This window comes from Acinetobacter terrestris, assembly GCF_004331155.1.
Classification (GTDB): Bacteria; Pseudomonadota; Gammaproteobacteria; order Pseudomonadales; family Moraxellaceae; genus Acinetobacter; species Acinetobacter terrestris.
Genome location: NZ_SJNZ01000020.1, coordinates 1 through 24,002, shown reverse-complemented (window position 1 = coordinate 24,002; position 24,002 = coordinate 1). Strand labels below are relative to the sequence as shown.

Below are 24,002 nucleotides of genomic sequence, written 5' to 3'. Positions count from 1 at the left end.
ATTTATTACCTATATCGAATACCAATCGCTGTAAAAGCATTACCAGAAACACCAACAACATTACCAGCAGCTTTACTATTTCCTAATTGGACTTTAATACTCCCATCCATTTCAGTTAAATCCATTTCATGTGTAACTACGAGATTTCCAACTACATTAATATCTCCACGTCCAATAAATTTGCTTGATGCTCGACCTGTACCGCCTGCACCGCGGGATCCAATTAAATTCCCATACAAATTAGTTATAGCCTGATTATCTGCCGTTACACTAAATCCTGTATCTCCCATCCCTAGAATATTGCTAATATATGAAGGAAATGCATCAACTGGTTTCATGTAATCCGTATAATGATTTTCGAAATAATCATAAGAAACTATCTTATCTAGATCTGCCTGACTGAAGTTCTTACAAATCTGATTAGGAAAATTTGAAGCCGGACAAATATCTCTTAATCTTGTTTTTAACAGATCAACTGTTCTGTTTGCAGAAGTTTTATCCAATAAATGCACAAAACTATAAGGAGAGAATAAGTTTAATATTCCTTTAACATTAGATTCTGTTTTTTGAATATATACTGTACCAGTTGATAAAACAGCATTTCTAACCATATTATCAACTACTGTAGTTGAATCATTTGCTAATATATGAACATCATTATCAAACCATACAACACCTTTAAGCTTTGCAATAGATGGATTAAAATTCCAACCAGGTGTCTTTCCATCTTCAATATAGGACACACCACTTGGACAAGAGATTGGATCATCTTGATCCTCATCATCAAGCCCTAAGTTTCTTGTATAACAAACCTTAGCACCCGCAGAATTTCTAGTAAAAATATAGTTCGCATAATCTCTAAGGTCTGCTGCACTAACAATATTTAATCCCCCATCATATTTTTCTACTGTAATATTTTTAAATTGATCCGTAATTACATTACCACTATTATCAACAATATTACCTGCCTCAACATCTTTTCCATTCTTTAGATTTGGCTTTCCTACGAGAATAGTAACTTTCTCATTATTAAGTGTTTGAAGACTTTCAGTTTTACCAACTAGTAAACCACCAGCAAAAATTGAACCTCCTATTGAGGAAACCTTTTTTTCATCATCTTTAACAAATGACGATTGTAAAATTGCACTCGCACCGCCACTTTTACCGATTATATTAAATATATATTGATCTTCAATGGTGTGATTATTACAAGTACCAACACGTTCAAACGTTATTTGAGCATCTTCATCGGTTTTTTTAATTTCACCATTACAAACTTGATCTATTTTTTGAAGTCCATTATCTTCTTTGCTTAATTTATTTAGATATTCAGTTAAAGCATGATAACCTATCATTGCCTGCATTTGTGCCTGAGTCTGCGCATGCGCAGTAGTTGCACTTGATTGTAAATTACGCATTGATGACATGTAACCCACAGTCAGCACAGTTAAAGACAACCCTACTAACACAATAAAAAGCAGTGAGGAAACACCCGCTTGTTTTATTAAAGAAACCTTTTTACCCATGTTTCTTTTAATTTCTGTAGTATATGGCATGAGTGCATCCTCCCTATTTTAAATTAAATAGGCACGTAACATTACGAATTGATTGTGGTGCAGTTGTACTTGCAGCATAAGTATTGATGGAGATCACACCTTGATATTTACCACCAGTTAATACAGCCTCACCTGAATCTGAAGCAATGCCAAAAGGTACACATCTTTCATTTTCTAAATCTTTGAGTTCTATTTTTATTGTGCCTATTTTATTGGAATCATCTGAAATACCCGATGTCTTAATCACCTTTTCTATATGAATCAAACGCTCAGCAGAAGGCGCAGGATTTACTAAATCAGGTGTTTGTAAATGATCATCACATGCATAGCCTGAACTATCTGTACCATATACATATAATCCACCATCCTTTACATCAGATACTTTAAGATTTTTTAAAGCACGGCATTCATTATCAGAAACCTTCCATACAAGATATTCAACATTATTTACATCGTCTGAAAATTTGTAAGTTTTAATGGTGGGATTATTAATATTATAACCTACGCCTTGCAAAATACGGTCTGTGGCGATTAGACCCAACATTATACTACTATCAGTTTTCGCACCGAAGGAAGCTTCAGAGGTCACTTTACCTGTAGTCACAAAAGCACGTAACATCGCCAAAATAATGATAATCGACAGCGTCAAGGCAATTAGAATTTCAATTAAAGTAAAACCATATTGTGAAAATTTTAAGCTATTCATTATTGCTCTCCTCCTCACGGTGATATCTTAACTGGGATAGATGGAACTAGTACGCCTTCGCCCACATCGGCTTTACTTGCTGGTTCTATAACACTAAGTGTTGGGTAACTTATTTTAACTTTTTCCCCCGTATTTTCACCACTCTTGTGCACCTCATATGTTTTAGAAACCACACTACACTCAACTGCAACTTTCATTTCTGCAACATTTATATAGTGTTTTCCACTTTCTATATCAGGACATACCCCTCTTTCAAGATACTCTCGCATCTGGTTTATCGTATGCAAATGAATATTTTGATCACGGTGCATAACTGCTGTACGACCTGAAATAAATGCAGCCCCTAATCCAATAATTGCCATAAGTAGCATAGAAACTAACACTTCAATAAGCGTCACACCTTGTTGGTGTTTAAATATTGCAGAAGTTTTATAATGAATCTGATGCATAAGCACCTCCATTAGCTTCTACTTTATAAAAAGTACAACTAGTTGCTAAAAAATATGCATTATTATTCAGCTCTATCTGCTGATGACCTGAAGCACAACCTGTTGAAAGGGTTACAGTGACTGTCGGAGCAATACTAGCCTCCCAGATCATTTCTTCTGCACTATTCTGAACTTTTATTTTTTTAGCAGCATTATCAACAATCACAATTGCCACTGTGGATGAATCTAGATCATTTGGATCATACCTAATTGAATTTGGATTTCGTAGTGCTTCATTTTTAGCGCGTGCATATGCTTCTAAAAATAGTTTTTCAGTCTTAGTAATTTGTTGATTGGCAACCCAAGCTCTACCCAGCGGGAAAATCGCAACAGCCAAAATAGCAAGTAAAGCAATCCCAATCATTAATTCAATGAGGGTCACCCCACGTTGCCTTACCATGATGTCAACCCACCACAACCAGATGTTTTTACAAATGTACGTTCATTTTTATTATCTAGTGTTAAGTCACAATTAGCATTACGTTCCCTACCTATTGCTTTCAAAGTATAAGTACTTGTAGTAGCTGTAATCTTATAATCAAATGTATCTGCTGCTGGTTGCCATATTCCGGTCATTCTATTAGCAGTCAAATAAGCGGATACGTCCTGATCATCAGCAGTAGAGGCAATATATTTCAAATTACGTTGATATAGACTTTCTATAACTAGACTTAATGCAACTAAATCAGACTGGGCATTACGAGCCTTCGCTTTAGTAATGTAATTGGAATACATAGGCATCGCAATTGCTGCAAGGATTCCCAGAATTACTACTGTAACCATCAGCTCTATAAGAGTAAAACCAGATTCAAACTTCTGAGTTATTAAAGACGGTTTTTTGTGCATTTTTCTTTCCTATACCAAATGGCATATTTACAGGCAAAAATTAACATATCCCAATTATATTATGGTTTGTAAAAATCACCATTCTTTTTAATTATTAATCTATTAATTTATATTTTAATAATCATTATTATTTATATTTAATTATTCACAATAGTCTTAATATATTTTAATTTAATTAAAATAAAACAATAAAAATCAAAGACTTTAAAATAATGATTATTTATAAAGCTATCTATTTAATTTTCATACATATTAATAAATGGTGCTTTATTAAACATACTCCCAAGGGGTATAAATACAGTTAATATTTTTACTTTTTTAACAATAGGCAAAAGTGCTCAAAAATAAGGTTTTTATGTAAAAATATTTATAAAAAAATTAACAAAAAATAACCATTTCGAGACTCAACTCATTAAAATTGTAATTTTTGTTAAGTGTGAGTATATTCTCTGTCTTAATTTTTAATATTAAATTAATTTCACTTATACGAACATTACCAACAAAAAAACCACTTCAATTGAAGTGGTTTTTTATTTCAGATTTCATTTATTTCTTAAATGGAAAAGCATATTTTGCAATACGTTTAATCACGCTACCATACTGCTTGATCAGACTGGCATTATTGTAGTTCAAGCCATACTTTTCACAAACAGCCTGTACTTTTGGCGCCATTTTACGATAGCGACGTGCCGGAACATCAGGATATAAATGATGTTCAATTTGGTGACTTAAATGACCAGTCAAAATATGAAAGGCTTCTGAACCGGTTAGATTCGATGAACCACGAATCTGACGCATATACCAATGACCACGACTTTCATTTTCAAGCACTGTTTTCGGGAAGACTTCCACATCTTTAGTGAAGTGACCACAGAAAATAATACTAAAAGTCCAAATATTACGCATGCCATTCGCCACCAAGTTACCCGCTAAAACAGGTAAAGCTGCCGGACCGGCAATTAATGGGAAGAACACATAATCTTTAAACAGTTGTTTAGTGATTTTGCGTTGCATTGGCTGCCATTCTTTTTTAGCTTGTTCTTTGGTTTTACGACCAAACAATACTTTACCAATTTCAAGATTTTGAATTGCTACGCCCCATTGGAACAACAAGCAAAATGGAATCGCATAAATCGGTTGTAACAAATAGCCAGGTTTCCAGCGCTGTTCAGGGAAAAGTCGAAGCAATCCATAACCGATATCATCATCCATACCTTTAATATTGGTATAGGTATGATGTTTATAGTTATGGGTTTGACGCCAGTTATCCGCTGTACCGACAATATCCCATTCATAAGATGGACCATGGAATTTTGGATCGTTCATCCAGTCATATTGACCATGCATGACATTATGACCCAGCTCCATGTTTTCCATGATTTTGGCAAAGCCAAGTAAACCAGTACCTAAAACCCATGCTGGCGGGAACCAGCCTGCAAACAGACAGGCACGCCCAGCAATAGAAGCATAACGAATGGTTGAATACACACGACGAATATATTTCGCGTCTTTTTCACCAATATCATCCAACACTTCTTGTTTAATGGCATCTAACTCACGAGCTAAGGCATCTAATTGAGATGGAGTAAGTTCACCATTTTTAGGATTTTTAAAATATTCTATTTTTACGGGCATATTCATGATATTTGACTCACTTATAAATCAATAACAAGATCAGACTGTGCTGAATTGACACAAATTTTTAATAAATTACCAGGTTCTGAATTTTGTCCGCCATTCACCAGATTTTTGGTTGAACCTTCAACTTTATTGCAGACACATTTATTACAGATTCCCATACGGCAACCATGGGTGGGTTTTACATTCTGCTGTTCAAGGCTGGCTAAAATCGACTGGCCTTTTGGAATAGCGAGCACTTTTTTCGATTTCAACAAGGTCACATTGACAAAGCCGGTCTCAGAATTTTCGACAGGTGTCATGCTGAAAGCTTCACTTTTAAAACTTTGCGCATGTGCAAATAAATGTTCAGCCTGTGCGACGAATCCAGATGGACCACATGCGTACACCACGCTATTTTCAATGTTTTCCAGCGATGCTGTATGAGCTGAGTTTAAACGTTCGCCAGCATCGACTTCTTGGGTATAAAAAACCTGAAATGAGAAATTCGGATATTGCTCGGCAAGCTGCTCAAAACGCGATTTAAAAGCCACATCTGCATACTCTTTCACCCAGTACAACAACTGAATGGGTGCTTGAGTCATGCGATCTGTTTTAGAAAGCGCTTTAAGCAAACTTAACATTGGGGTAATGCCGCTACCTGCAGCAAGCAACAGCATCGTTTGAGCCTGTTCTGGCAACAGCATATCGCCATAAGGCTGACCAAATTCAAGGATATCGCCGACTTGTGACTGTTCAACCAGCCAAGCGCTGACTTTACCTTGATCGACTTTTTTAACCGTCAACAAGACGTGTTGAGAATCAAGTTGAGTCAAACTATAGCTGCGTTCATAGCGAATGCCGTCGACTTCCACAAAAATCGGATGATGCTGCCCTGCTTGTCCAAGCTCAAAATGACGATTGACCTGAATAGTTAGACTGACCATATTTTGAGCAGAATTTTCTTTTTGTACAATTTTTCCCAAGGCTTGGTTAAATGACCAAAGCGAGTTAAATTTTTGCAGCCAAAAGTTTGCTGCATGCTGATCAATAACAGTTTCAGCAAATGAAGCCAAGGGAGATTTGGTTTTTTCTAACACATGCATAGTAAGCACCACGCGATTGAATTTTAATTATTATACACATGTATATATATTTGTATATATATCTGTATTGTTTCTATTCATTTCCCAAGCGAGCCAGCAACAGCTATAATGTTTTGGTGTCTCTAATCCTTTGAAAAATATGAATCAGTTTTCGATCAAAAAAAATGTTGATGCCACAATTGCCGCACAAAGTCTTGCTCATGAGCCAGTTGTAGTCCGCACGGTCGGTCGAAAAGCAACAATTACCAAAGAAGAACTGTTTCAAGCCGCACTCAATTTAATTGGTCCTCAGAAAAGTATTGCATCTTTAAGCCTGCGTGAAGTTGCCCGTGAAGCAGGTATTGCACCAAACAGTTTTTACAGACATTTCAGAGATATAGATGAACTTGCAATTGAGCTGATTGATCGCGCGGGTCATGTATTGCGTCAGATTTTGCATCAGGCACGTTTAAAAGCATCAAAACAAAACAGTATTATTCGCAGTTCAGTTGAAGTTTTTATTGAGCAGTTAGATGCCGATGAAGGAAATTTAAGCTTATTGCTTCGTGAAGCCTATACCGGTTCTGCTTCTTATAAATTAGCCGTAGAGCGTCAATTAAATTATTTTCAGCAAGAATTGCAAGAAGATTTAATTCGTCTGGAACGTCTCAATCACAGTAAATTGTTTCATCCTGACATTGTTGCAAAAGCCATTACCCAATTGGTATTTAATATGGGTGCGACAGTGATTGATATGCCCATGACTGAACGCAAAGAAATTGCAGAACAAACCATGATTATGATTCGCATGATTTTAGAAGGCGCACGTCATTTGGATGAAGCGCAAATTCGCTAAGGGTTGAATTTGAGGATTCAATATTGATTGAATCCTGAGCTTAGCTTTTTAAACGTTGTTTTGCCGAGCAATAATCTGTTTGACCAGTTCTGCGGTTTTTTCTGGCTGTTCCAACGGGAACATATGCCCGCCTTGCATCAAGCTATAATTAATCTGATAGGTCTTTTGCATCCCTTGCGGAAAACCTTGCTTGTAAAATGGACTGTTCTGCGCACTAATTAAATGTACAGGCACAGCCGGTGCTTTCCTTAGCGTACGCCACCACCATGCAGGTACAGTTCGAAAAATTTCGGCTTCAATTCTTTTGGGCACAGCCAAAGTTAAGCCGCCACGTTTAATATCTTGTTGCAAACCACAGGCTAAAAAATCCTGAAAACAGCATTCATCAAAATGCTTAAATAACGGGTTATGCCGCATTGAAGCATAGGCCTGCTCATGATTTTCCCAGTGATCGGTTCGCTTCAGGGTAATGCCTGCCGGGGTCAATTGATCGATTGCTTTCAGTTTTAATTTTTTTGCAATTTCAAACATGGGGGACTTCGAACCAATCACAAAAGGTGGATCCATAATCACCAGTTGTGAAAATAAATCAGGGCGCTTATAGGCACTCATGAGTGTGAGTAATGAACCAAAAGAATGCCCAAGACCTATGACCTTTTTTCCCTGAAATTTCTGTTCAATATCATTAATAATTTGATCAACCAAATAACGCCAGTCATGTGTTATGGGATATTGTGGATTCAGTCCAATCATCGGAATGGACTTCAAATCAAACTCATCTTCAAAACAGGCGAAAAACTTTTGATAACTTGGTGCAGGAATTCCATTGGCATGAGTAAAATGAATCGCGGTCTTTTTAAATGATGAATCCTTCACAACGCTGCTCTTCCTTGTTTAAATCGATGAACATCGTCTAGCTTAAGGAAAAGACTGCTTAATTCAAATCATTAAATCATGGATAAGCTGACTTCCAAGTCAGTCTTTGTTTAGCATGAAAAATTATTATAAAAATATTCTCCAACTCGATTAAAATTATTTTTTGGAAACAACTAAAGCTTGATTGCCTAGAAAACTCGCACCGCAAGTGGTCTTGTCTCCGGCAATCACGATTCCCCGTCCTTTCACGACTGTAGATTGATCTGCTGCAACGGCAGACACCATAGCGTGGCATTGAGGACAATAATGTTTCATGCCATGCAAATGTACTGCAATTCCATTAATGATAAATGTATTTTCGCATTCTGAAACAATGCCGCCATGTGTGGTTGAAGAACCTATAGTCACTAAAGCTTTAGCCATGATTATTCTAATTTTTATAAAATTTATGCGCTATTTTAACATGAGATTAATTTCATACTCTAGATCTTCCATTGTTCACACAAACATAAACGAGATAATTTTCAACAATAAAAAAGCACCCGAAGGTGCTTTCTAGAACAAGTTCCGAAATTATGGTTTAACCACCACCAGTACTTGAATGGCTTCTGGTGTTACTGATAAACCATCCAGCAGGCTAATGCCTTCTGATTGAAATTTTTGTAAGCGTGCAATTTCGTCTTCACGAATACTTGGATTAAATTGTTTCAAGTAAGTTAAACGGTCAATTTCATATTGCCACTTATTGCCATACACTTCTCTGGCTTGTTTTTTAAAGTTCGGCAGTGCTGTTTTAGCAATATCAAGCGCTTGGGTATAACGTTGCTCAATCACATCACGGCGAGCTTTCACCACCTGACGGCAGCTATTACTATCTAAATGATGCAAATACGGTTTTAAAATACTCGGATCAATCTTGGCAGATAAGTCCTGTCCCGTTTCGCTGAGCAATACACGAATCAACTGCTGTGGCAAACTTGAAGGCAGGTTCAATGCTTTAGGCGCAATTACATCCACTTTAAACCACACTTCTAACAATAAAGAACCCTGTTTAAGTGCATTCGATTTTAACAATGCAACATTGGTACTTCCAAATGACTGGGTATTGATCATTTCCATCACACTTTCAGTGAATGGATGTTCCAGCGTTAAGTATTGTGCATCTTCACGGATTAAAGCCTGATCACGATAGAAAGTTGCGGTCATGCCTTCTTCATCAAGAGATAAACCTTGCACCTGCATTTGATCGGTTGGCTTGATAATAACCGTACCGTTACTTTGCTCATCAAAATCGATATTTGTCGATGCCATGAAGCGCTTCATAAACATTGGCAAAGTGGTATTGTCATCATAGTTTTCAAGCGCCTGAACAATTTCTTGCGCCACAATTGGACGACATGAGTTGTATTCCAGCAAACGGTCACGACCTTGCTGCAATTCTGTTTCCAAGGCTTCACGCTGAACACTGACTTCTTCAAGCAAATCTTCAAACTGTTGTCCTAAATCAGCCAATAAACAGCCTTTTAATTTAGTAAGGAAGTTTTCTTGTAGTGTTTGCGCAGTGGGCGAAATATTGCTGAAGATATTTAAACCTTCGTTATACCACCGGAACATTCGCTCTTGCGCAGTACCAACTAAATAAGGCACATGAATTTGAATACGATTTTCTTGGCCAATACGGTCTAAACGACCAATACGTTGTTCTAAAACATCCGGATTTGCAGGTAAGTCAAACAGGATGAGGTCAGAAGCAAACTGGAAGTTACGTCCTTCTGAACCAATTTCAGAACACAATAAAATTTGTGCACCGTAAGATTCTTCAGCGAAATAAGCTGCAGCCTGGTCACGCTCTAAAAGACTCATGCCTTCATGGAACATGGCAGTACGAATACCGGCATGGAGACGAAGTACATTTTCCAAAGCTTCGACCACTGGACCACTACGCGCGATGAGCAACACTTTTTTGTGTTTCAGCTCGGTACGCAGCATTTCCATCAGCCACATCACACGTGGATCATGTTCCATCCAGGCACCATCAAGCTGCGCTTCTTCAGGCCACATTTGTTCACGCAACTTGCCGTCTTTCGACCATTGAGCAGGTGCCGGTAACGGTGCAGGTTGACAATCACGACCAGGAAAACCTCGAATGGCTTCACGAGTATTACGGAATAAAATACGGCCAGTACCATGACGGTCTAACAATTCATGAATGGCACGGAAACGCTGTTCTGGTTCATCCTGAATGCTATGCCCCAACAAGCCTTCAATCGCTTTTAAATGCCCTTCTTCTAAAGGCATATCCGACATCAACACTTCAGCAATTTTTGCGGTGTGATGATATTGCTCTTCTTCATCCAAGAAACGGTCAAGCGAGCTAAAGCGCTGCGGATCAAGCAAGCGTAGACGCGCAAAATGGCTTTCTACACCCAGTTGTTCTGGGGTCGCTGTAAGCAATAATACGCCCGGCGTTTTTTCAGCAAGCTCTTCAACAAGATCGTAACGGTCGTTACCGCCTTCTTCTTCGCTCCACATCAAGTGATGTGCTTCATCGACGACAAGAAGATCGAAACCTGCTTCTAAAGCCTGTTCACGTAAATCTTCGTGATCGACCATTAAATCTACACTGGCAATAATGCATTGCTCAGTCAGGAATGGATTTAAATCTGGATCGTGTTCTTTAATAGACGCGGTACGGGTTAAATCAAATAAAGAGAACTGAAGATTGAAACGGCGACGCATTTCAATCATCCACTGATATTGCAGTGAATCTGGCACTAAAATCAGGATACGGTCAGAACGACCGGTTTTAAGCTGCTGATGAATGATCAAGCCTGCTTCAATGGTTTTACCCAAGCCCACTTCATCGGCAAGTAAAACACGCGGTGCAAAACGCTGGCCGACTTCATGTGCAATATAAAGCTGATGCGGAATCAGACCCACACGCGCGCCAATCATGCCACGCAATGGGCTGGATTTCATATTGGCTTGCATCATCAAGGCTTCAATACGCAGGTCATACCATTCTTTATAATCCACTTGACTGGCAAGCAAACGGTCCAGCGGTTTAGACAGCTGAATATGTGCACCCACACGAGTCTCGTTTAAAGCTTTACGTTCTTCAGTCCCGTCTTCTAAGGTACGGATGACGTTATAACGCACCACGCCATGACGGTCTTCAAAAGATTCAACCCGCCACTTGGTGCCTTCCTGATCCTGCAATTCATCTTTAATATTAAAAACAATACGCGATAAAGGTGCATTGTTACGTGCGTAAACACGTGTTTCATCACTCTTCGGGAATAAAATGCTAACCGATCGTTCATCTACATCAATGAGAACCCCTAATCCAAGCTCTGTTTCTGTATCTGATAACCAACGCTGACCAATAGCAAACTGATGCAATTTTTCCACCTTTATCTAAAAATGAGGACACTTATTTTCAAGCTCAAAACCTGATGAGTATTTGAGCAATAAAACAGGTCTTTAAGCAATATATTTTGACATAAAGCCCACTAAAAAGTGCGCAAAATCGATGACGATTAAAAAGTTTTCACCTTAAAAAGGAACAGGATAATAAAACTCCACCCGTTCCTCTGTTTGAGGATGGTAAAAACTCAAGTGTTCAGCATGCAAGCACAGCCGAGGAATCAACTGTTGCTGCTCCGGTGTAGCATACAAGGTGTCACCCACAATCGGATGACCGAGATACTGCATATGTACACGAAGCTGATGTGAACGACCTGTAATGGGAGTAAGTTTGACACGCGTTACCGCCTGCCCTTGAATTTCAAAATGTTCGATAGCTTGCCAATGCGTGAGTGCAGGCTTGTTGTGATCTGGAGCGGCAATATGTAAAGGCGGATGTTCAGGATCGTAAATTACCGGGACATCAACTGTACCTTCACCTTCGAGTTGTCCGGCAACCACGGCTTGATAGGTTTTCTCTGTTTGGCGTTCCTGAAACTGGCGGGAAATGGTTTTTTGTCCCCATTTAGTCAAGCCAAAAACCAGGATGCCTGAAGTATCACGATCCAGACGATGAATCAGTAAAGTTTTGGGTTCTATTTTTAATAATCTGTTGATCACGCAATCTTGTAAATCTTCAGTTTTACCGGGAACGGTGAGTACACCTGCAGGTTTATGGATCACCATAAAATCTTCGTCACGATGGATCAGGTGTTCGGTTAGAAAATTACTCAATGTTCAATTCCAAGCGGATCGCGAAAACAAGCCGGCAATGATAGGAAGCTTGGCGCAGAATTACAATGCGCAATGCTGCAATTGGTGACGGATTTTCCGATTTTGCTCAAAAATTATTTCAATCTCGCGTCATGAACGTACAGATTGCAATATAAAACCTACCAATTCATGCAAAGAAGCATACTCTACAACATCTTCATACCTCACATTTGCACCATGCGCGCGCCAAACACCGACCAAAGTGACAATGGCAATAGAATCCAGACCGTATTGCTTCAAATCGACATAAGGGTCAATTTCAAGTGCATCCATATTCAGCTGCTCTGCAACGGCGAGCATAATCCCCTTGGTTGAAAGCACATAATTTGACGGCGCACTTAAATCCCATAGCCGGGTCAAACTATAGCTATTCACATGATGCAAACCTTGTGTCGAAATGTTATCAATCCATTGAATGTGCTGATCTTGATTCGGTAATAAAATTGCATCATCAACCACACAGATTTGCTCGGTGACACTTTGCAAATGCGGCAATATTTGCTTGAACATCGGACTCACCTGTCCTGCAAATATCATTTGTGGATTCGAGGATGCATATTCACCAAGTTGTTACATGCCCTGCATCAAATCATCACCGTACAAATCAACAATCAGAATGTCTAATACTTTGGCTTTGTTGCTGATCTGGATTAAATTTGCCATCAGGTCAGTGTCTTGAATTCCGGCCTGCATTCGCAAATTTTGTAATCCTACCAATACTAGGACAGATTCAGTTGATGAAAGCTGCCATTTGGCTTGTGATGGTGCGAGTTGGATTTTTTTGGGCATGGGGTACAGCATGGGAGGGAATTTATCTGATCAATATGAATTAATACTATGCCAATTTAGATCAAGAAAAAAATGATTTATCCTACTAACCTACTTTAAATATAAATGGGGAAATGTTAGATGACTAAAATCTGAATATATTTCTCCTATGAACAGCTAAACCAATATAATTCATAGAAAAATAAAATTATAAGCATTAAAATTGTAGAACATGTTAAGCAACATGAATAAATATCTCAATTATAGGAAATACAATGAAAAAATCTAGTTTAATAATAGCATTATTAGTTTCTTCAATACTAACTGGTTGTGCTGTCAACTTACCCTTTAATAATCGTTTGAATTACACATCAATATCTCAGCTTTCAGAAATACAAAAGACCAAAGAAATTATCGTAATTAAATGGAATCCTACTACTTTTCCTCAGCGTATTGATATTCAAGGTTCTGATGGTTTTGTGGGTGGTGGATCACGAACCCGTATTCCAACAGGTGTAGCATTATCTAGCCGAATTGAAGAGGCACTTTCGCAATTCGTTCAATTATCGCCAAGCGGAAATCCATTAACTATTACTGTTGATAAAGCTAGGTCTGGCTTTGAATATTCTGCTGGAATATTCAATATAACTCCAGCTATCGATGTTGCAAACGTAACTTTTACAGCAACTTTTGAATACAAAAATGAGAAATGGACAAAAACATTTATATCCGCCCTTAAAGATCCAAAAATAGGTGGCTCATCACAAACAGGACTCTTAGACTCTGCATGGGACGATATTGCAGTACAAGTAGCAAAAGATGTTGCAAGTCACCTTAACAAATAAATGTTATTTTATAGTCCAATTACAAGGTCTAAATTATAAGACACTTCTTTGAAAGTATAATTAAGAAAATCATATTCCTTATGCGAATTTAAAAAATGGGAGGTAGCCTCCTATTTTTTATTTCAATTATTCAAGTAACTCTCGCCTGAGCATCTAAAAAAATCTAAAGACTGATACTCCAATATTTGGCGAACTTATTTGGAAAGCTAATAAAGTACTCAGAAACTTTTGATTTTTCACAATCATCACTGCAATAAAAATCATGCAAAATTATTAATATTAATCGTTTACACAAATTTCAAAAGTCTAAAATGCATTTCTATACTTTCATTTAGTTATTTTTATTCTCCAGTTATTGTCAGCTTGAAATACTGTTCATAGATATATTTATTTTAAATCTTTTGTATTAATTAGCTTGAGCTAAAAAAGTCTCAATGGCTACCTGTGCAATCTCCGCATCCTGAAATGACTTCACCCCAGAAACACCCATTGCACCGACTAACTGACCTTGATACAGAATCGGCTCACCGCCTTCCAGCATACCTGAAAATGTATCCATGGTCAGAAAGCCCATTTGACCACCACGGATAATATCTTCAAATAGCTTAGATGGACGACGACTCATTGCAGAACATTTGGCTTTTTCGATTGCCAAATTTGCAGTCATCGGTGAAGCCCCATCCATTCGCTTCATGGCAAGCAAGCAACCTGTTTCATCCACCACCGCAATGCTGACATTAAACTGATTTTCGATCGCATATTGATGTGCCTGATCTAATAAAAATTCCGCATCGCTTAAAGTCAAATAATGTTTGGTTTGCATCTAACTATTTCCCTTAATCAAAGTCCGTATAAAAAAGCCCGAACGAATTCGGGCTTAATACTTTGCAAAAATAAATTGCTTAAGCTTTTATTTCTGCAAAGGTTTCTTTAGCAGCTTGAATCGTGTAGGCAATATCTTCATCACTATGCGCAGCTGAAATAAAACCTGCTTCAAATGCAGATGGTGCAAGGTTCACACCACGATCTAACATGCCATGGAAGAATTTACGGAACGCTTCAACATCGCATTTCAACATGGAATCAAAGCTGGTGATGTCTTCTTGATCTGTGAAGTACAAACCGAACATACCACCGACTTGTTGAGTCTTGAATGGAATACCTGCCTCAGCAGCAGCAGCTTCTAAGCCTGAAAGTAACTTGGCAAGTTGAGCCGTTAAATTTTCATAGAAACCTTCGACACGTAAATGCTTGAACATTTCAATACCGGCACGCATTGCAAGTGGATTACCAGACAATGTGCCCGCTTGATACACTTTACCCAATGGCGCGATGCATTCCATCACTTCGCGTTTACCACCAAATGCACCTACTGGCAGACCAGCACCAATAATTTTACCTAAGGTGGTTAAATCCGGTGTTACGCCATAATGTGCTTGCGCACCGCCTAAACCTACACGGAAGCCAGTCATCACTTCATCAATAATAAACACTGAACTGTGTTCATCACACACATCACGGATCGCTTGCAGGAAACCATCAATCGGTTTTACAAGGTTCATGTTGCCTGCAACCGGTTCAACAATCACCCCGGCAATTTCAGAACCAAATTTAGCAAAGCATTCTTTCAGCATAGCGATGTCGTTGTAGGGAAGCGTAAGCGTATGCTTGGCAAAATCAGCAGGCACCCCCGCAGAAGTCGCCTCACCTTCGCCGCTGGTCAACATACCTGAACCGGCTTTTACCAATAATGAATCTGAATGACCGTGGTAACAGCCTTCAAATTTTACAATCTTGTCACGACCGGTATAACCGCGTGCCAGACGAATCGCGGTCATGGTCGCTTCCGTACCCGAGTTGGTCATACGAACCAATTCAATTGACGGCATAATTTCACAGATAATATCAGCCAGTGTGGTTTCATGAACTGTTGGCGCGCCAAAGCTTAAACCATCTACAGCAGCATCTTGAACGGCTTTAATAATTGCTGGATGTGCATGTCCTAAAATCATCGGTCCCCATGAACCCACGTAATCGACATAGCGTTTACCGTCGACATCGAACAAATACGCGCCTTTAGCTTTTTCAATAAATACAGGCGTACCACCCACCCCATTAAAAGCACGTACAGGTGAATTCACCCCACCTGGAATATGTTTGCTGGCTTGTTTGAACAATTGTTCTTGCTTTGGAGATAAGCTCATGAAGGCACTCGACTAAAAATTAAATCTATCAAAAATATTTTATGCTTTAGCTTGAAAAAGCGCAGACCATTCATCTAAACGTTCAGGAATGGCATGCATAGGAAGTCCCAATATATCACTAATCACTGCGCAATAATCTGCACCTGATTCAATGACTTCGCTGGAGTTTTCAACGGTTAAACCGCCAATTGCACAGAGAGGGACATTGAGTTTTTCTTTGGCAAGTTTTAAGGTTTCCAAGCCAATGTTACCTGCTTCAGGTTTGGTGTCGGTGGCATAAATCGCACCAAATGCCACATAATTTGCGCCATCGGCAATCGCCTCTTCAGCCAGTTCAATTGAGTTATTACAGCTACGACCAATCAACACACCTTGAGGTAAACGCGCAACAGCATCGATAATAGAGCCATCACCCTGCCCCAAATGGACACCTACACCGTATTTGACCGCCATTTCAAGATCATCGTTAATGACAAAAGGGACACGGTATTCAGCACACATGGCTTTCATATACTCGATTTCGTAAATTTGATCTTCTTTGGCAATTTTTTTACGACGATATTGCAAGACCGCAATGCCGCCATTCGCCATTGCACCTTCTAACTTCGCCAATAAAAGCTCTAAAGGATCATCATTGGTAATTAAATATAAACCGCGCATAAAAAAGCTGCCAAAACCAGAACTGTCTTATTATATGCATATCAACAGCAAGATTCAGCGCATATCACGCAAATACAAATGGATTACTAACGATAAATTTTTAAAAAACCCAGAAAATACCAACCGTTCTCTTATTTTTTATGATTCAGTGAAAAAATACCTATTTTCAGTGATAGATCATGTGTGCATTAAACGGTTTAATCAGCTTACAGAATAACAATAAATAACCAATACAATATAACAATAAAACTTGGAGCGACCATCTGACTTTCTAATTCTTTGTGATAAAAACGCGCTTGGGGAAGCGAAACAAAGGATTAGAGAGTCACTCTCTTTTTTCAATCCATGCTTAAATTTTACTTCAATATACCCATAAAAAAAGCCTAGAGAAAGGTCGCTCTAGGCTTGGAAAACTTAAAGATTACATGCTTTATTCAATCCTAGAAATGAATTGAATAAGCACACATCCATTAATAGAATATTCACTCTATTTTTGCAAGCTTTAGTCATTCAAATTCTGTATTATTTTATCTTCAAGTCAAACTTGGGTTTTGATACAGCTATTATTATCCATAAAAAATCTAATTCATTAACTTGGAATTTTATCCAGTGAACGGTCTTTTAGGCTCAAATTCCCACGCAACACATCAGAGAGCATGCGCCAATCCGAAATAAAGCTATACAGGGGTTGTTTAAAACTGGCAGGTTTATTTTTTTCAAACATGAAATGTCCCACCCATGCGCAGGCATAGCCAGACAATAAACCATAAGCCAAATATTTTGGTTTTCTTTGACGAATTGCTTGGGTAAAGAAATACACGCCAACGCTGCTTCCAAATGCATGCAAACGGCGGCTGCTGATATTGCGGTGCTCGGTCAAATAAAACCGATAAAATTCATGATAGTTTTGAATCGGAAGCTGAAATTCTGGTTCAGGATCGTGTTCGAAATTTAGCTTTACAAGTCCATTCATGGTCATCATTCCAATTATTTTTGTTTACGTTAGCGTATATTTTGTCCAAATAAAAGCTGAGTTTGCTATTACTTTCTGTCCATTTTAAAAGCAATTACTTAAGAATTGCTTCGTCAAGTCTTACATGAAAATTCATTTTCGTTACAATCGGGGACTTAAAATTAAGAATACAATTTCAGCGCTATAAAAGAATAGATTTCATAACGCATTTGTACCGTAAAGATGACGCGTTTCATTTTTGAAATAGCGTCAAAAAATTAGGATGAAAGATCATGGTCGAAGTTGAATTAAAATTTCAGATTCCTGAAGCAAGACGTAATGCTTTACTGAAAGCGTTAGATCCTAAAAAATCGGAAATTATTCAACTTAAAGCAAAATATTATGACACTGAACAGCGCCTGCTTTCCCAACATGGCGTTGCCCTGCGCCAACGGCTGGAAGGTACACGCTGGATTCAAACCTTAAAAGCTGCGGGAAAAAGCCACCTACACCGCTTTGAGCATAATTATGACCTAGGTGAACTTGAACAGGCTCCCCAGCTTGATTTAAGTATTTATGAACAAGATGCTGAAGCACAGCAAATCTTAAAAAATGCTTTAGCTGACTCACAAGAACAACTCAAATTACAATTTGAGACGGATATTCAACGCACCTTTCGCGTGATTCAATTCGAAGAAACCGACATTGAAGTGAGTTTAGATATCGGTGAAGTAAGCACTGCAACCGAGCAACGCGAAGTACATGAGGTGGAATTCGAACTTAAGGCAGGTTCTGTACAATCACTTTTGGCCTTTAGCTTTGAATGGGTTAAAAAATACCAGCTTTGGCTTGATGTGCGCAGTAAAGCTGAAATTGGTAATCTTTTGGCAACGGCTCAAAAAGTCAGTCCGGCAAAATCTGCCAACGAATTTATTTTAAGCAAAAAAGATCCAGCCAATAAAAATTTACGCCTGCTGACTGCCCAACAGTTACAGCATTTGTTGCCTAACATTGCCGCTATTTCAGCAGTGGTTTCTGAAAAAGAACATATTCAGCAGGCGCAAATTGCCCTAGATCATTTGAATTTGACACTTTCACTATTTAAAGACTGGAATGAGGCTGTTTCAGACAAATGGGCGATGCAACTTGGCGCATTTAAACAGCAATTCGATCATTTACAGCATTTGGAACACATGCAAACGACTTTGGGTGCATTTTTACAAAACCCGAATACCGCATCAAACTTAACCAAAGATATTTTGTATGCCAAAGAAAAGTTGTCCAACCTGGTTCGTTCAACTCAAAACGTGCATCACTATTTAGAATTGTTGATGTTTGGTTTAGACAATGAAGAAAAAGCTCAATCTCACGACTTAAAATGGTTTGCGCAAAATACCTTGCAAAATCAATATAAAAATTTGCAAGACAGTTTAACCAGTGCAGATATTACTGATTTTGAGAGTCTGAATAAATTAGCCAGCAAGATTCATGAATTGAAGTTCAGCTTCCCTATTTTGACCTCTATTTATGATGTCAAAAATTTGCAGAAATACAGCAAAGCTTTAAATGATGCGCAACTTGCTGCCAGTGAATATCAAATTTTGGCGTCTTCTGCGGATTATATTCAGCAAACCGAACTTGAAGCCAGTGACTGGTTCGTTTTGGGCTGGCTAACGGCAAAACAGGAAGTTTATGCACAGAATCTGCTTGAGGCGACAGAACAATTTCTAGTGAGCCGTAAATTCATTAAATAGTAAATAACATTAAATAGGAGATGAAATTAAGCGTATGACAGGATATTTCTGGCATTGTTATGACATATCTTGTAATACGCTGTATAAACATTTGAGCAAAACTCTCCTAGTCTTTTATTGAGGCTGGCTTACAATCAAGGTCATCACCACTTTGATTGTAAAGCGTCAGGAGTTTTAACATGCTAGAAGTAGAATTAAAATTTCAGATCCCGCTGTCATATCAAAAACAAATCTATCAATTCTTCTTGTCCAAGAATGCGCGTCCGATTTCCTTATATGCAAAATACTACGATACGCCAGAACGACACCTGGCCGAGCAAAAAATTTCGTTGCGTCAACGCCTTGAAGACACGCACTGGATACAAACCCTAAAAGCTCCGAGCGGTCATCATTTAGAACGTTTTGAATTGGAAAACGATTTAGGGGAGTTGGATAATCCTGCTCTAGATCTGAAGATTTATCAATCCAATCCTCAAGCCAAAAAATTGCTGCAACAGGTATTAGGCAAACAGGCCAAAAATTTAATCACGCAATTTGAAACCGATGTAGAACGTCTGGTCTATGTGGTTCATTATAATCGTGCAGAGATTGAAGTCAGTCTAGATCGCGGTGAGATCCGTCATGATGATCAAACTCTGGCAATTTACGAGATTGAATTTGAGCTTAAACAAGGATCTATCCAAGACCTAATCAAATTTATTCAGCCTTGGGTTAAACAGTATCATTTATGGCTAGATGTACGAAGTAAAGCGCAGCGCGGCAATTTACTGGCACAGGATTTAACGATTGCTCCGGCTCAATTTGCAAGTCCATTACAGCTAAAACAAAAAGATTCAACGGATAGTGCATTAAAACAGATCGTCAATAATGCCTTGCAACACCTTTTACCGAATGCAACAGCTATTGCAGCTGAACAATATAATAGCGAGCATGTTCATCAAACTCGCGTCGCGATTCGCCGTTTAAGAAGTGCCTTACGTATTTTTGGGGATTGGTCAACGGATGCCGATCCTGAATGGCAGGAACAACTTAGGACCCTGTTTCGTCAACTCGGTTCAACCCGAGACCGCGATGCTTTAAGTGAAGGACTCTTGCCCCAACTGCAACAGGCAGGTGCTCCCTTTGTACAACTTCCGGATGCCACTGAGGACAATAGCATTCCGATTGAGGAGTCTTTACGTTCTATAGACTCAGTCAATTTAATATTGGCTTTACTGCAATTTGTACATCAGCCTTACGCAACCAAGCAAAAGACCCCGTTAAAAAAAGATATCGCAAAAAAACTCCAGAAATTACATCAACAAATTTGCAAAGATGCCGATCATTTTCTGGAGCTGGATATTGAGTCACAGCATCGCACGCGTAAACGGGTCAAACGCTTGCGTTATTGCATCGAGTTTATTGCTTCGCTCTATCCGGGCAAAGAGTTAAAAAACTACTTGAAAGATTTAAAACCTGCACAAGAAAGTTTGGGTCAATTTAATGACTTAAATGTGGCTGAAGCCATGTTTCAAGACCTGGTTAAACGCAAACAAAAAGTGTGGTTTATATTGGGCTGGATTGCGAATGAGAAGAAATACATTCTAGAGCAAGCTCAAGCGCATTTAGACACTTATGCTAAAACCGACACTTTCTGGTAACTCTGGAAATTTAAACTTTCGACATCACATTTGCTTAGCGATATTTGCCAAAGATTTTCCAGGTATTATTATCAGCCAGTGGGTCACTATAACTATCATTGCGCTGTTTACGTGGTTTATCTCGGGCATCGACCAATTCAAAGTGCGGTTCTGTACTTAACACAATGCCATTTACATAAAATCGGGTGCGGGTGTATTCACTTTGCCCATGCTGAAACACATAAGTGCGCAAATCAACAAATTCACGGTGTGCAACCAGGGCAGCGGTATCATCACTGTCTAACCAGAGTCGCATGGCCTGAATTTGTTCAGGCTCAAATTGCCCGCATTTATCAATCAGGCTGGCAATGCCGCGAAAGGTTTTCGACTCTTTGGCACGGGTTTTGTTAATCCGGATGCGATCCACATGAAAATAAAACAACGGCAAATTCAAATGGCTGGGTAAATGCACCGCATCAAGGGTTTCATCTTCCATAAAGGGCTGAAACAGATCTTGTGCCCTTTCAATCAGCCCCGTCCATTGTCGGTAATATTCTTCGACTTCTGACTTCGAGCCATAATAAATCGGCAAGCCTTCCACATTGGCCAAGTTTGCAGGTGGCCAAATGTTTTGACGCAATAAGGCAATGTCACTTTTTAAACTTTGTACCGCAATGGCATCTTGCATTGGATTATCCATTTTTATACTTAGGCTATTTTTAGATTAATCCAAAGGTTTAGTTTCTGCAAGGCTTTGCCTATAATATGCCATTAGATCGTTTTTGCAGGAAAAGTTCATGGTTCAAAAGATTGAAGCAACAGATGTAACCGAGGAAGAAGCGTTAAATGCTGCTTTTTTTGAACGTGCCGATGAATTTATCAAACAAGCAAATGAATTTTGTCGTGTTGAAAAAGGTTCACAAGTGAAACCCGCTGAAATGCGCGGTCAAGTCAGTGCCGCAATGCTGTTTGGTACTGCCCGTTTTAATACCTGGGTAGCAGCCAATAACTTTAAAGACGGCAATGAAATGCGTGATGCTAAAGACCAGGTCATGTCATACATCATGCAGCAGTTTCAGATGATGCTTGAAGACAACTATGACGAATACTGCGAACAGTTTGAAAACTATCTTCGCTTCCGTCATAACGAAGAATTTCATGCCAACAAGCATGATCATGATCACAAACACTGATCATTCAATTAAAAGCCCGAAAGGGCTTTTTTTATAGTGCTACTTTTTGGATAAATGGTCATTCAAAGCCCGATGAGTTTGCAGTAAGGTGAATAAAAGAAACCGATGAATTAAGGATAACCCCATGCAACAACTGGATTTTGCAATTATTGACGCGCATATTCACCAATGGGATCCCTATAACACACCCCATGCGGCAGCTTTGGCAGTTAAATTATTGGGCAAGCATCCTTACTGGCTCGATAAATTTGTTCGTCTGGTGAAATCGGATGATCTCATTGAAACGGTGGGACTCACCAATCACATTACGGCGCCTTATTTACCTGAAAATTATATGCAAGATATTGGGCATTATCAGGTCGAACAAGTGGTGCATGTTGAAGCCAGCTGGCATAAAAATAAAGGCAAAGGCGTAATAGGCGAAACAAAGTTCATTGAATCCCTGCCCTTTAACTTAGGCACGGTGAAGCTGGGTGGTATTGTTGCGACAGCAGATCCACGGGACAGCAATTTTAAGAAGATTTTACAGTTACACCAAAAAGCCTCACCGCGCTTTAAAGGCATTCGTAAAATGGCCGCGGTACATGAAGATACAGACATTCATGCCTGGGCGGATGAACCGCATTTATATTTGAATAAAAAGTTCCTCAAAGGCTTCGAAGCATTGGCACAAAATAAGTTAACTTTTGATGCCTGGGTCTATTCAACTCAGCTCAGTGATGTGATTACCTTAGCCAAACAATTCCCTGAAACCTCGATTGTGCTGGATCATTTTGGAACACCTGCCGGATTATTTGGTCAAGTCGGAACCCTGACAGGAATGACCAAAATAGCCCGGGAAAATATTTTAATTCGCTGGCAAGATGATATTGCCGAACTTGCCCTATGTCCAAATGTCTATACCAAGATGTCAGGCTTATTGATGCCTGTTTTAGGTCATCAATTCCATAAGCAGGATCGCCTGGCCAGTAAACAGGAAATTTATGATTTAGCCATGCCACTGATTAGCCATGTACTTAACTGTTTTGGTACATATCGGGTGATGTTCGCGTCCAACTTCCCGATGGATCGCGTCAGTTCATCCTTGGTGAATATTATTGATGCCTTTAGTGATGCAGTGGTAGCTTATGATCCGAATGCATTGCAGCAGGTGTTTCATCATAATGCCAAGCAGTTTTATCAGCTTTAAAAATATCTCATCATGTTTGAGATTATCGATATCAGCTTAAGTCAAAAAATTTGCTGTATGAGCTTAATCCTAGGTTGTGGTTAGATTAGTTCCTACTATTACCAACAAATTATCAAACATCCCTTTGATACAGACATCGCGATTGGCTCTATTTTAATGGGCTGCGGTGTCTATGTATTCTTATTTTTATTCTACGGATGGCATCCTCAATGGGCAGTTCTTGCAGGTATCATCGGCGGAATTGGCTTTAGCTATCGGGCAACCTAATTGAGTATATAGTCAAATCATTATAAAACTAATACAATGGTGCAATGAGTTATTCAGAACATTTTAGACGTAAAATTTTAGCTAAGCTTGAGGAAGGTTATTCTATTCGAGCGGTAGCTGCACAATTTGAAATTAATAAAAATACCATTGTTGAATGGAAGAAACGTATAGAGATTAAAAAAACTCGTGTACGTAAACCTTCTAAAATTAACGATGATGCTTTACGTGAAGATGTTGAAAAGTATCCTGATGCTTATCAATATGAACGTGCTGCACGTTTTA

23 protein-coding genes and 1 pseudogene are annotated in these 24,002 nt (G+C 38.9%); 7 read left to right on the top strand and 17 right to left on the bottom strand.

The features are described from left to right. Positions 1 to 5: 5 nt before the first annotated feature. The 7 genes from E0H81_RS11490 to E0H81_RS11460 all read right to left on the bottom strand — a co-directional run bounded on the left by E0H81_RS11490 (position 6) and on the right by E0H81_RS11460 (position 6,319). Positions 6 to 1,556, bottom strand: coding sequence for a hypothetical protein (locus E0H81_RS11490; RefSeq protein WP_131319042.1), 1,551 nt, complete (start codon positions 1,554 to 1,556; stop codon positions 6 to 8). Between the two features lie 13 nt (positions 1,557 to 1,569). Continuing rightward, the gene (locus E0H81_RS11485; RefSeq protein ID WP_131319040.1) at positions 1,570 to 2,262 is read right to left on the bottom strand and encodes a prepilin-type N-terminal cleavage/methylation domain-containing protein; all 693 of its coding nucleotides are present in this window, start codon (positions 2,260 to 2,262) and stop codon (positions 1,570 to 1,572) included. A 14-nt stretch (positions 2,263 to 2,276) separates the two neighbouring features. After that, positions 2,277 to 2,711 carry a PulJ/GspJ family protein gene (locus E0H81_RS11480; RefSeq protein ID WP_165492619.1) on the bottom strand — a complete coding sequence of 145 codons (435 nt, stop codon included), beginning with the start codon at positions 2,709 to 2,711 and terminating at the stop codon, positions 2,277 to 2,279. Next, entirely contained in the window at positions 2,692 to 3,150 is a 459-nt protein-coding gene (locus E0H81_RS11475) for a pilus assembly FimT family protein (RefSeq protein ID WP_131319036.1), read from the bottom strand. The genes E0H81_RS11480 and E0H81_RS11475 overlap by 20 nt, the downstream gene beginning before the upstream one ends. Next, a complete protein-coding gene (locus tag E0H81_RS11470; protein ID WP_131319100.1) occupies positions 3,144 to 3,596 on the bottom strand; it encodes a type IV pilin protein in 453 nt (150 codons plus the stop codon). Before E0H81_RS11470 ends, E0H81_RS11475 begins: the two co-directional genes overlap by 7 nt. Positions 3,597 to 4,142: 546 nt before the next feature. Next, entirely contained in the window at positions 4,143 to 5,237 is a 1,095-nt protein-coding gene (locus tag E0H81_RS11465; protein WP_131319034.1) for a fatty acid desaturase family protein, read from the bottom strand. Positions 5,238 to 5,251: 14 nt separating this feature from the next. After that, entirely contained in the window at positions 5,252 to 6,319 is a 1,068-nt protein-coding gene (locus tag E0H81_RS11460; RefSeq protein WP_131319031.1) for a ferredoxin reductase, read from the bottom strand. 139 nt (positions 6,320 to 6,458) lie between these two features. Here E0H81_RS11460 and fabR point away from each other — a divergent pair, with 139 nt between their 5' ends. Beyond that, entirely contained in the window at positions 6,459 to 7,154 is a 696-nt protein-coding gene (gene fabR / locus E0H81_RS11455) for an HTH-type transcriptional repressor FabR (protein ID WP_165492618.1), read from the top strand. A gap of 48 nt (positions 7,155 to 7,202) precedes the next feature. Here fabR and E0H81_RS11450 read toward each other — a convergent pair whose 3' ends face one another. The 5 genes and pseudogenes from E0H81_RS11450 to E0H81_RS11430 form a co-directional block, all read right to left on the bottom strand. After that, positions 7,203 to 8,030, bottom strand: a complete 828-nt coding sequence (locus E0H81_RS11450; protein ID WP_131319028.1) for an alpha/beta fold hydrolase — start codon at positions 8,028 to 8,030, stop codon at positions 7,203 to 7,205. A gap of 156 nt (positions 8,031 to 8,186) precedes the next feature. Then, the gene (locus E0H81_RS11445; protein ID WP_131319026.1) at positions 8,187 to 8,453 is read right to left on the bottom strand and encodes a PAAR domain-containing protein; all 267 of its coding nucleotides are present in this window, start codon (positions 8,451 to 8,453) and stop codon (positions 8,187 to 8,189) included. 150 nt (positions 8,454 to 8,603) lie between these two features. Beyond that, positions 8,604 to 11,441 carry an RNA polymerase-associated protein RapA gene (gene rapA, locus E0H81_RS11440; protein ID WP_131319024.1) on the bottom strand — a complete coding sequence of 946 codons (2,838 nt, stop codon included), beginning with the start codon at positions 11,439 to 11,441 and terminating at the stop codon, positions 8,604 to 8,606. Between the two features lie 144 nt (positions 11,442 to 11,585). Next, complete coding sequence (locus E0H81_RS11435; RefSeq protein ID WP_131319021.1) at positions 11,586 to 12,230, bottom strand: RluA family pseudouridine synthase; 645 nt, start codon at positions 12,228 to 12,230, stop codon at positions 11,586 to 11,588. Between the two features lie 129 nt (positions 12,231 to 12,359). Further along, a pseudogene (locus E0H81_RS11430) lies at positions 12,360 to 13,070 on the bottom strand (phosphopantetheine-binding protein). Between the two features lie 242 nt (positions 13,071 to 13,312). On the opposite strand from E0H81_RS11430, the gene E0H81_RS11425 reads away from it, so the two are divergent. Beyond that, positions 13,313 to 13,882, top strand: a complete 570-nt coding sequence (locus tag E0H81_RS11425) for a hypothetical protein (RefSeq protein ID WP_131319018.1) — start codon at positions 13,313 to 13,315, stop codon at positions 13,880 to 13,882. 406 nt (positions 13,883 to 14,288) lie between these two features. Here the strand turns inward: E0H81_RS11425 and E0H81_RS11420 are convergent, their stop codons facing one another. From E0H81_RS11420 to E0H81_RS11405, 4 genes are all read right to left on the bottom strand, one after another. Beyond that, positions 14,289 to 14,705: a GlcG/HbpS family heme-binding protein gene (locus E0H81_RS11420; RefSeq protein ID WP_131319015.1), complete on the bottom strand. Its 417-nt coding sequence runs from the start codon at positions 14,703 to 14,705 to the stop codon at positions 14,289 to 14,291. Between the two features lie 79 nt (positions 14,706 to 14,784). Further along, complete coding sequence (hemL, locus tag E0H81_RS11415) at positions 14,785 to 16,086, bottom strand: glutamate-1-semialdehyde 2,1-aminomutase (protein ID WP_131319013.1); 1,302 nt, start codon at positions 16,084 to 16,086, stop codon at positions 14,785 to 14,787. 39 nt (positions 16,087 to 16,125) lie between these two features. Next, a complete protein-coding gene (gene thiE, locus E0H81_RS11410) occupies positions 16,126 to 16,746 on the bottom strand; it encodes a thiamine phosphate synthase (protein WP_131319011.1) in 621 nt (206 codons plus the stop codon). 589 nt (positions 16,747 to 17,335) lie between these two features. Next, complete coding sequence (locus E0H81_RS11405) at positions 17,336 to 17,719, bottom strand: Mpo1-like protein (RefSeq protein WP_131267354.1); 384 nt, start codon at positions 17,717 to 17,719, stop codon at positions 17,336 to 17,338. Between the two features lie 272 nt (positions 17,720 to 17,991). Here E0H81_RS11405 and E0H81_RS11400 point away from each other — a divergent pair, with 272 nt between their 5' ends. Then, entirely contained in the window at positions 17,992 to 19,452 is a 1,461-nt protein-coding gene (locus E0H81_RS11400) for a CYTH domain-containing protein (RefSeq protein WP_131319009.1), read from the top strand. Between the two features lie 179 nt (positions 19,453 to 19,631). Beyond that, entirely contained in the window at positions 19,632 to 21,092 is a 1,461-nt protein-coding gene (locus E0H81_RS11395; RefSeq protein ID WP_131319007.1) for a CYTH and CHAD domain-containing protein, read from the top strand. Between the two features lie 34 nt (positions 21,093 to 21,126). Here E0H81_RS11395 and E0H81_RS11390 read toward each other — a convergent pair whose 3' ends face one another. Next, positions 21,127 to 21,759, bottom strand: coding sequence for a hypothetical protein (locus tag E0H81_RS11390; RefSeq protein WP_131319005.1), 633 nt, complete (start codon positions 21,757 to 21,759; stop codon positions 21,127 to 21,129). Between the two features lie 109 nt (positions 21,760 to 21,868). Here E0H81_RS11390 and E0H81_RS11385 point away from each other — a divergent pair, with 109 nt between their 5' ends. The 3 genes from E0H81_RS11385 to E0H81_RS11375 form a co-directional block, all read left to right on the top strand. Beyond that, positions 21,869 to 22,264, top strand: a complete 396-nt coding sequence (locus tag E0H81_RS11385) for a DUF3144 domain-containing protein (protein ID WP_131319003.1) — start codon at positions 21,869 to 21,871, stop codon at positions 22,262 to 22,264. 124 nt (positions 22,265 to 22,388) lie between these two features. Further along, on the top strand, positions 22,389 to 23,453 hold the full coding sequence (locus E0H81_RS11380) for an amidohydrolase family protein (RefSeq protein ID WP_131319001.1): 1,065 nt from the start codon (positions 22,389 to 22,391) through the stop codon (positions 23,451 to 23,453). Positions 23,454 to 23,764: 311 nt separating this feature from the next. Next, positions 23,765 to 24,002 (top strand): IS630 transposase-related protein (locus tag E0H81_RS11375; protein ID WP_057050306.1); only part of this gene is annotated, 238 nt, incomplete at its 3' end.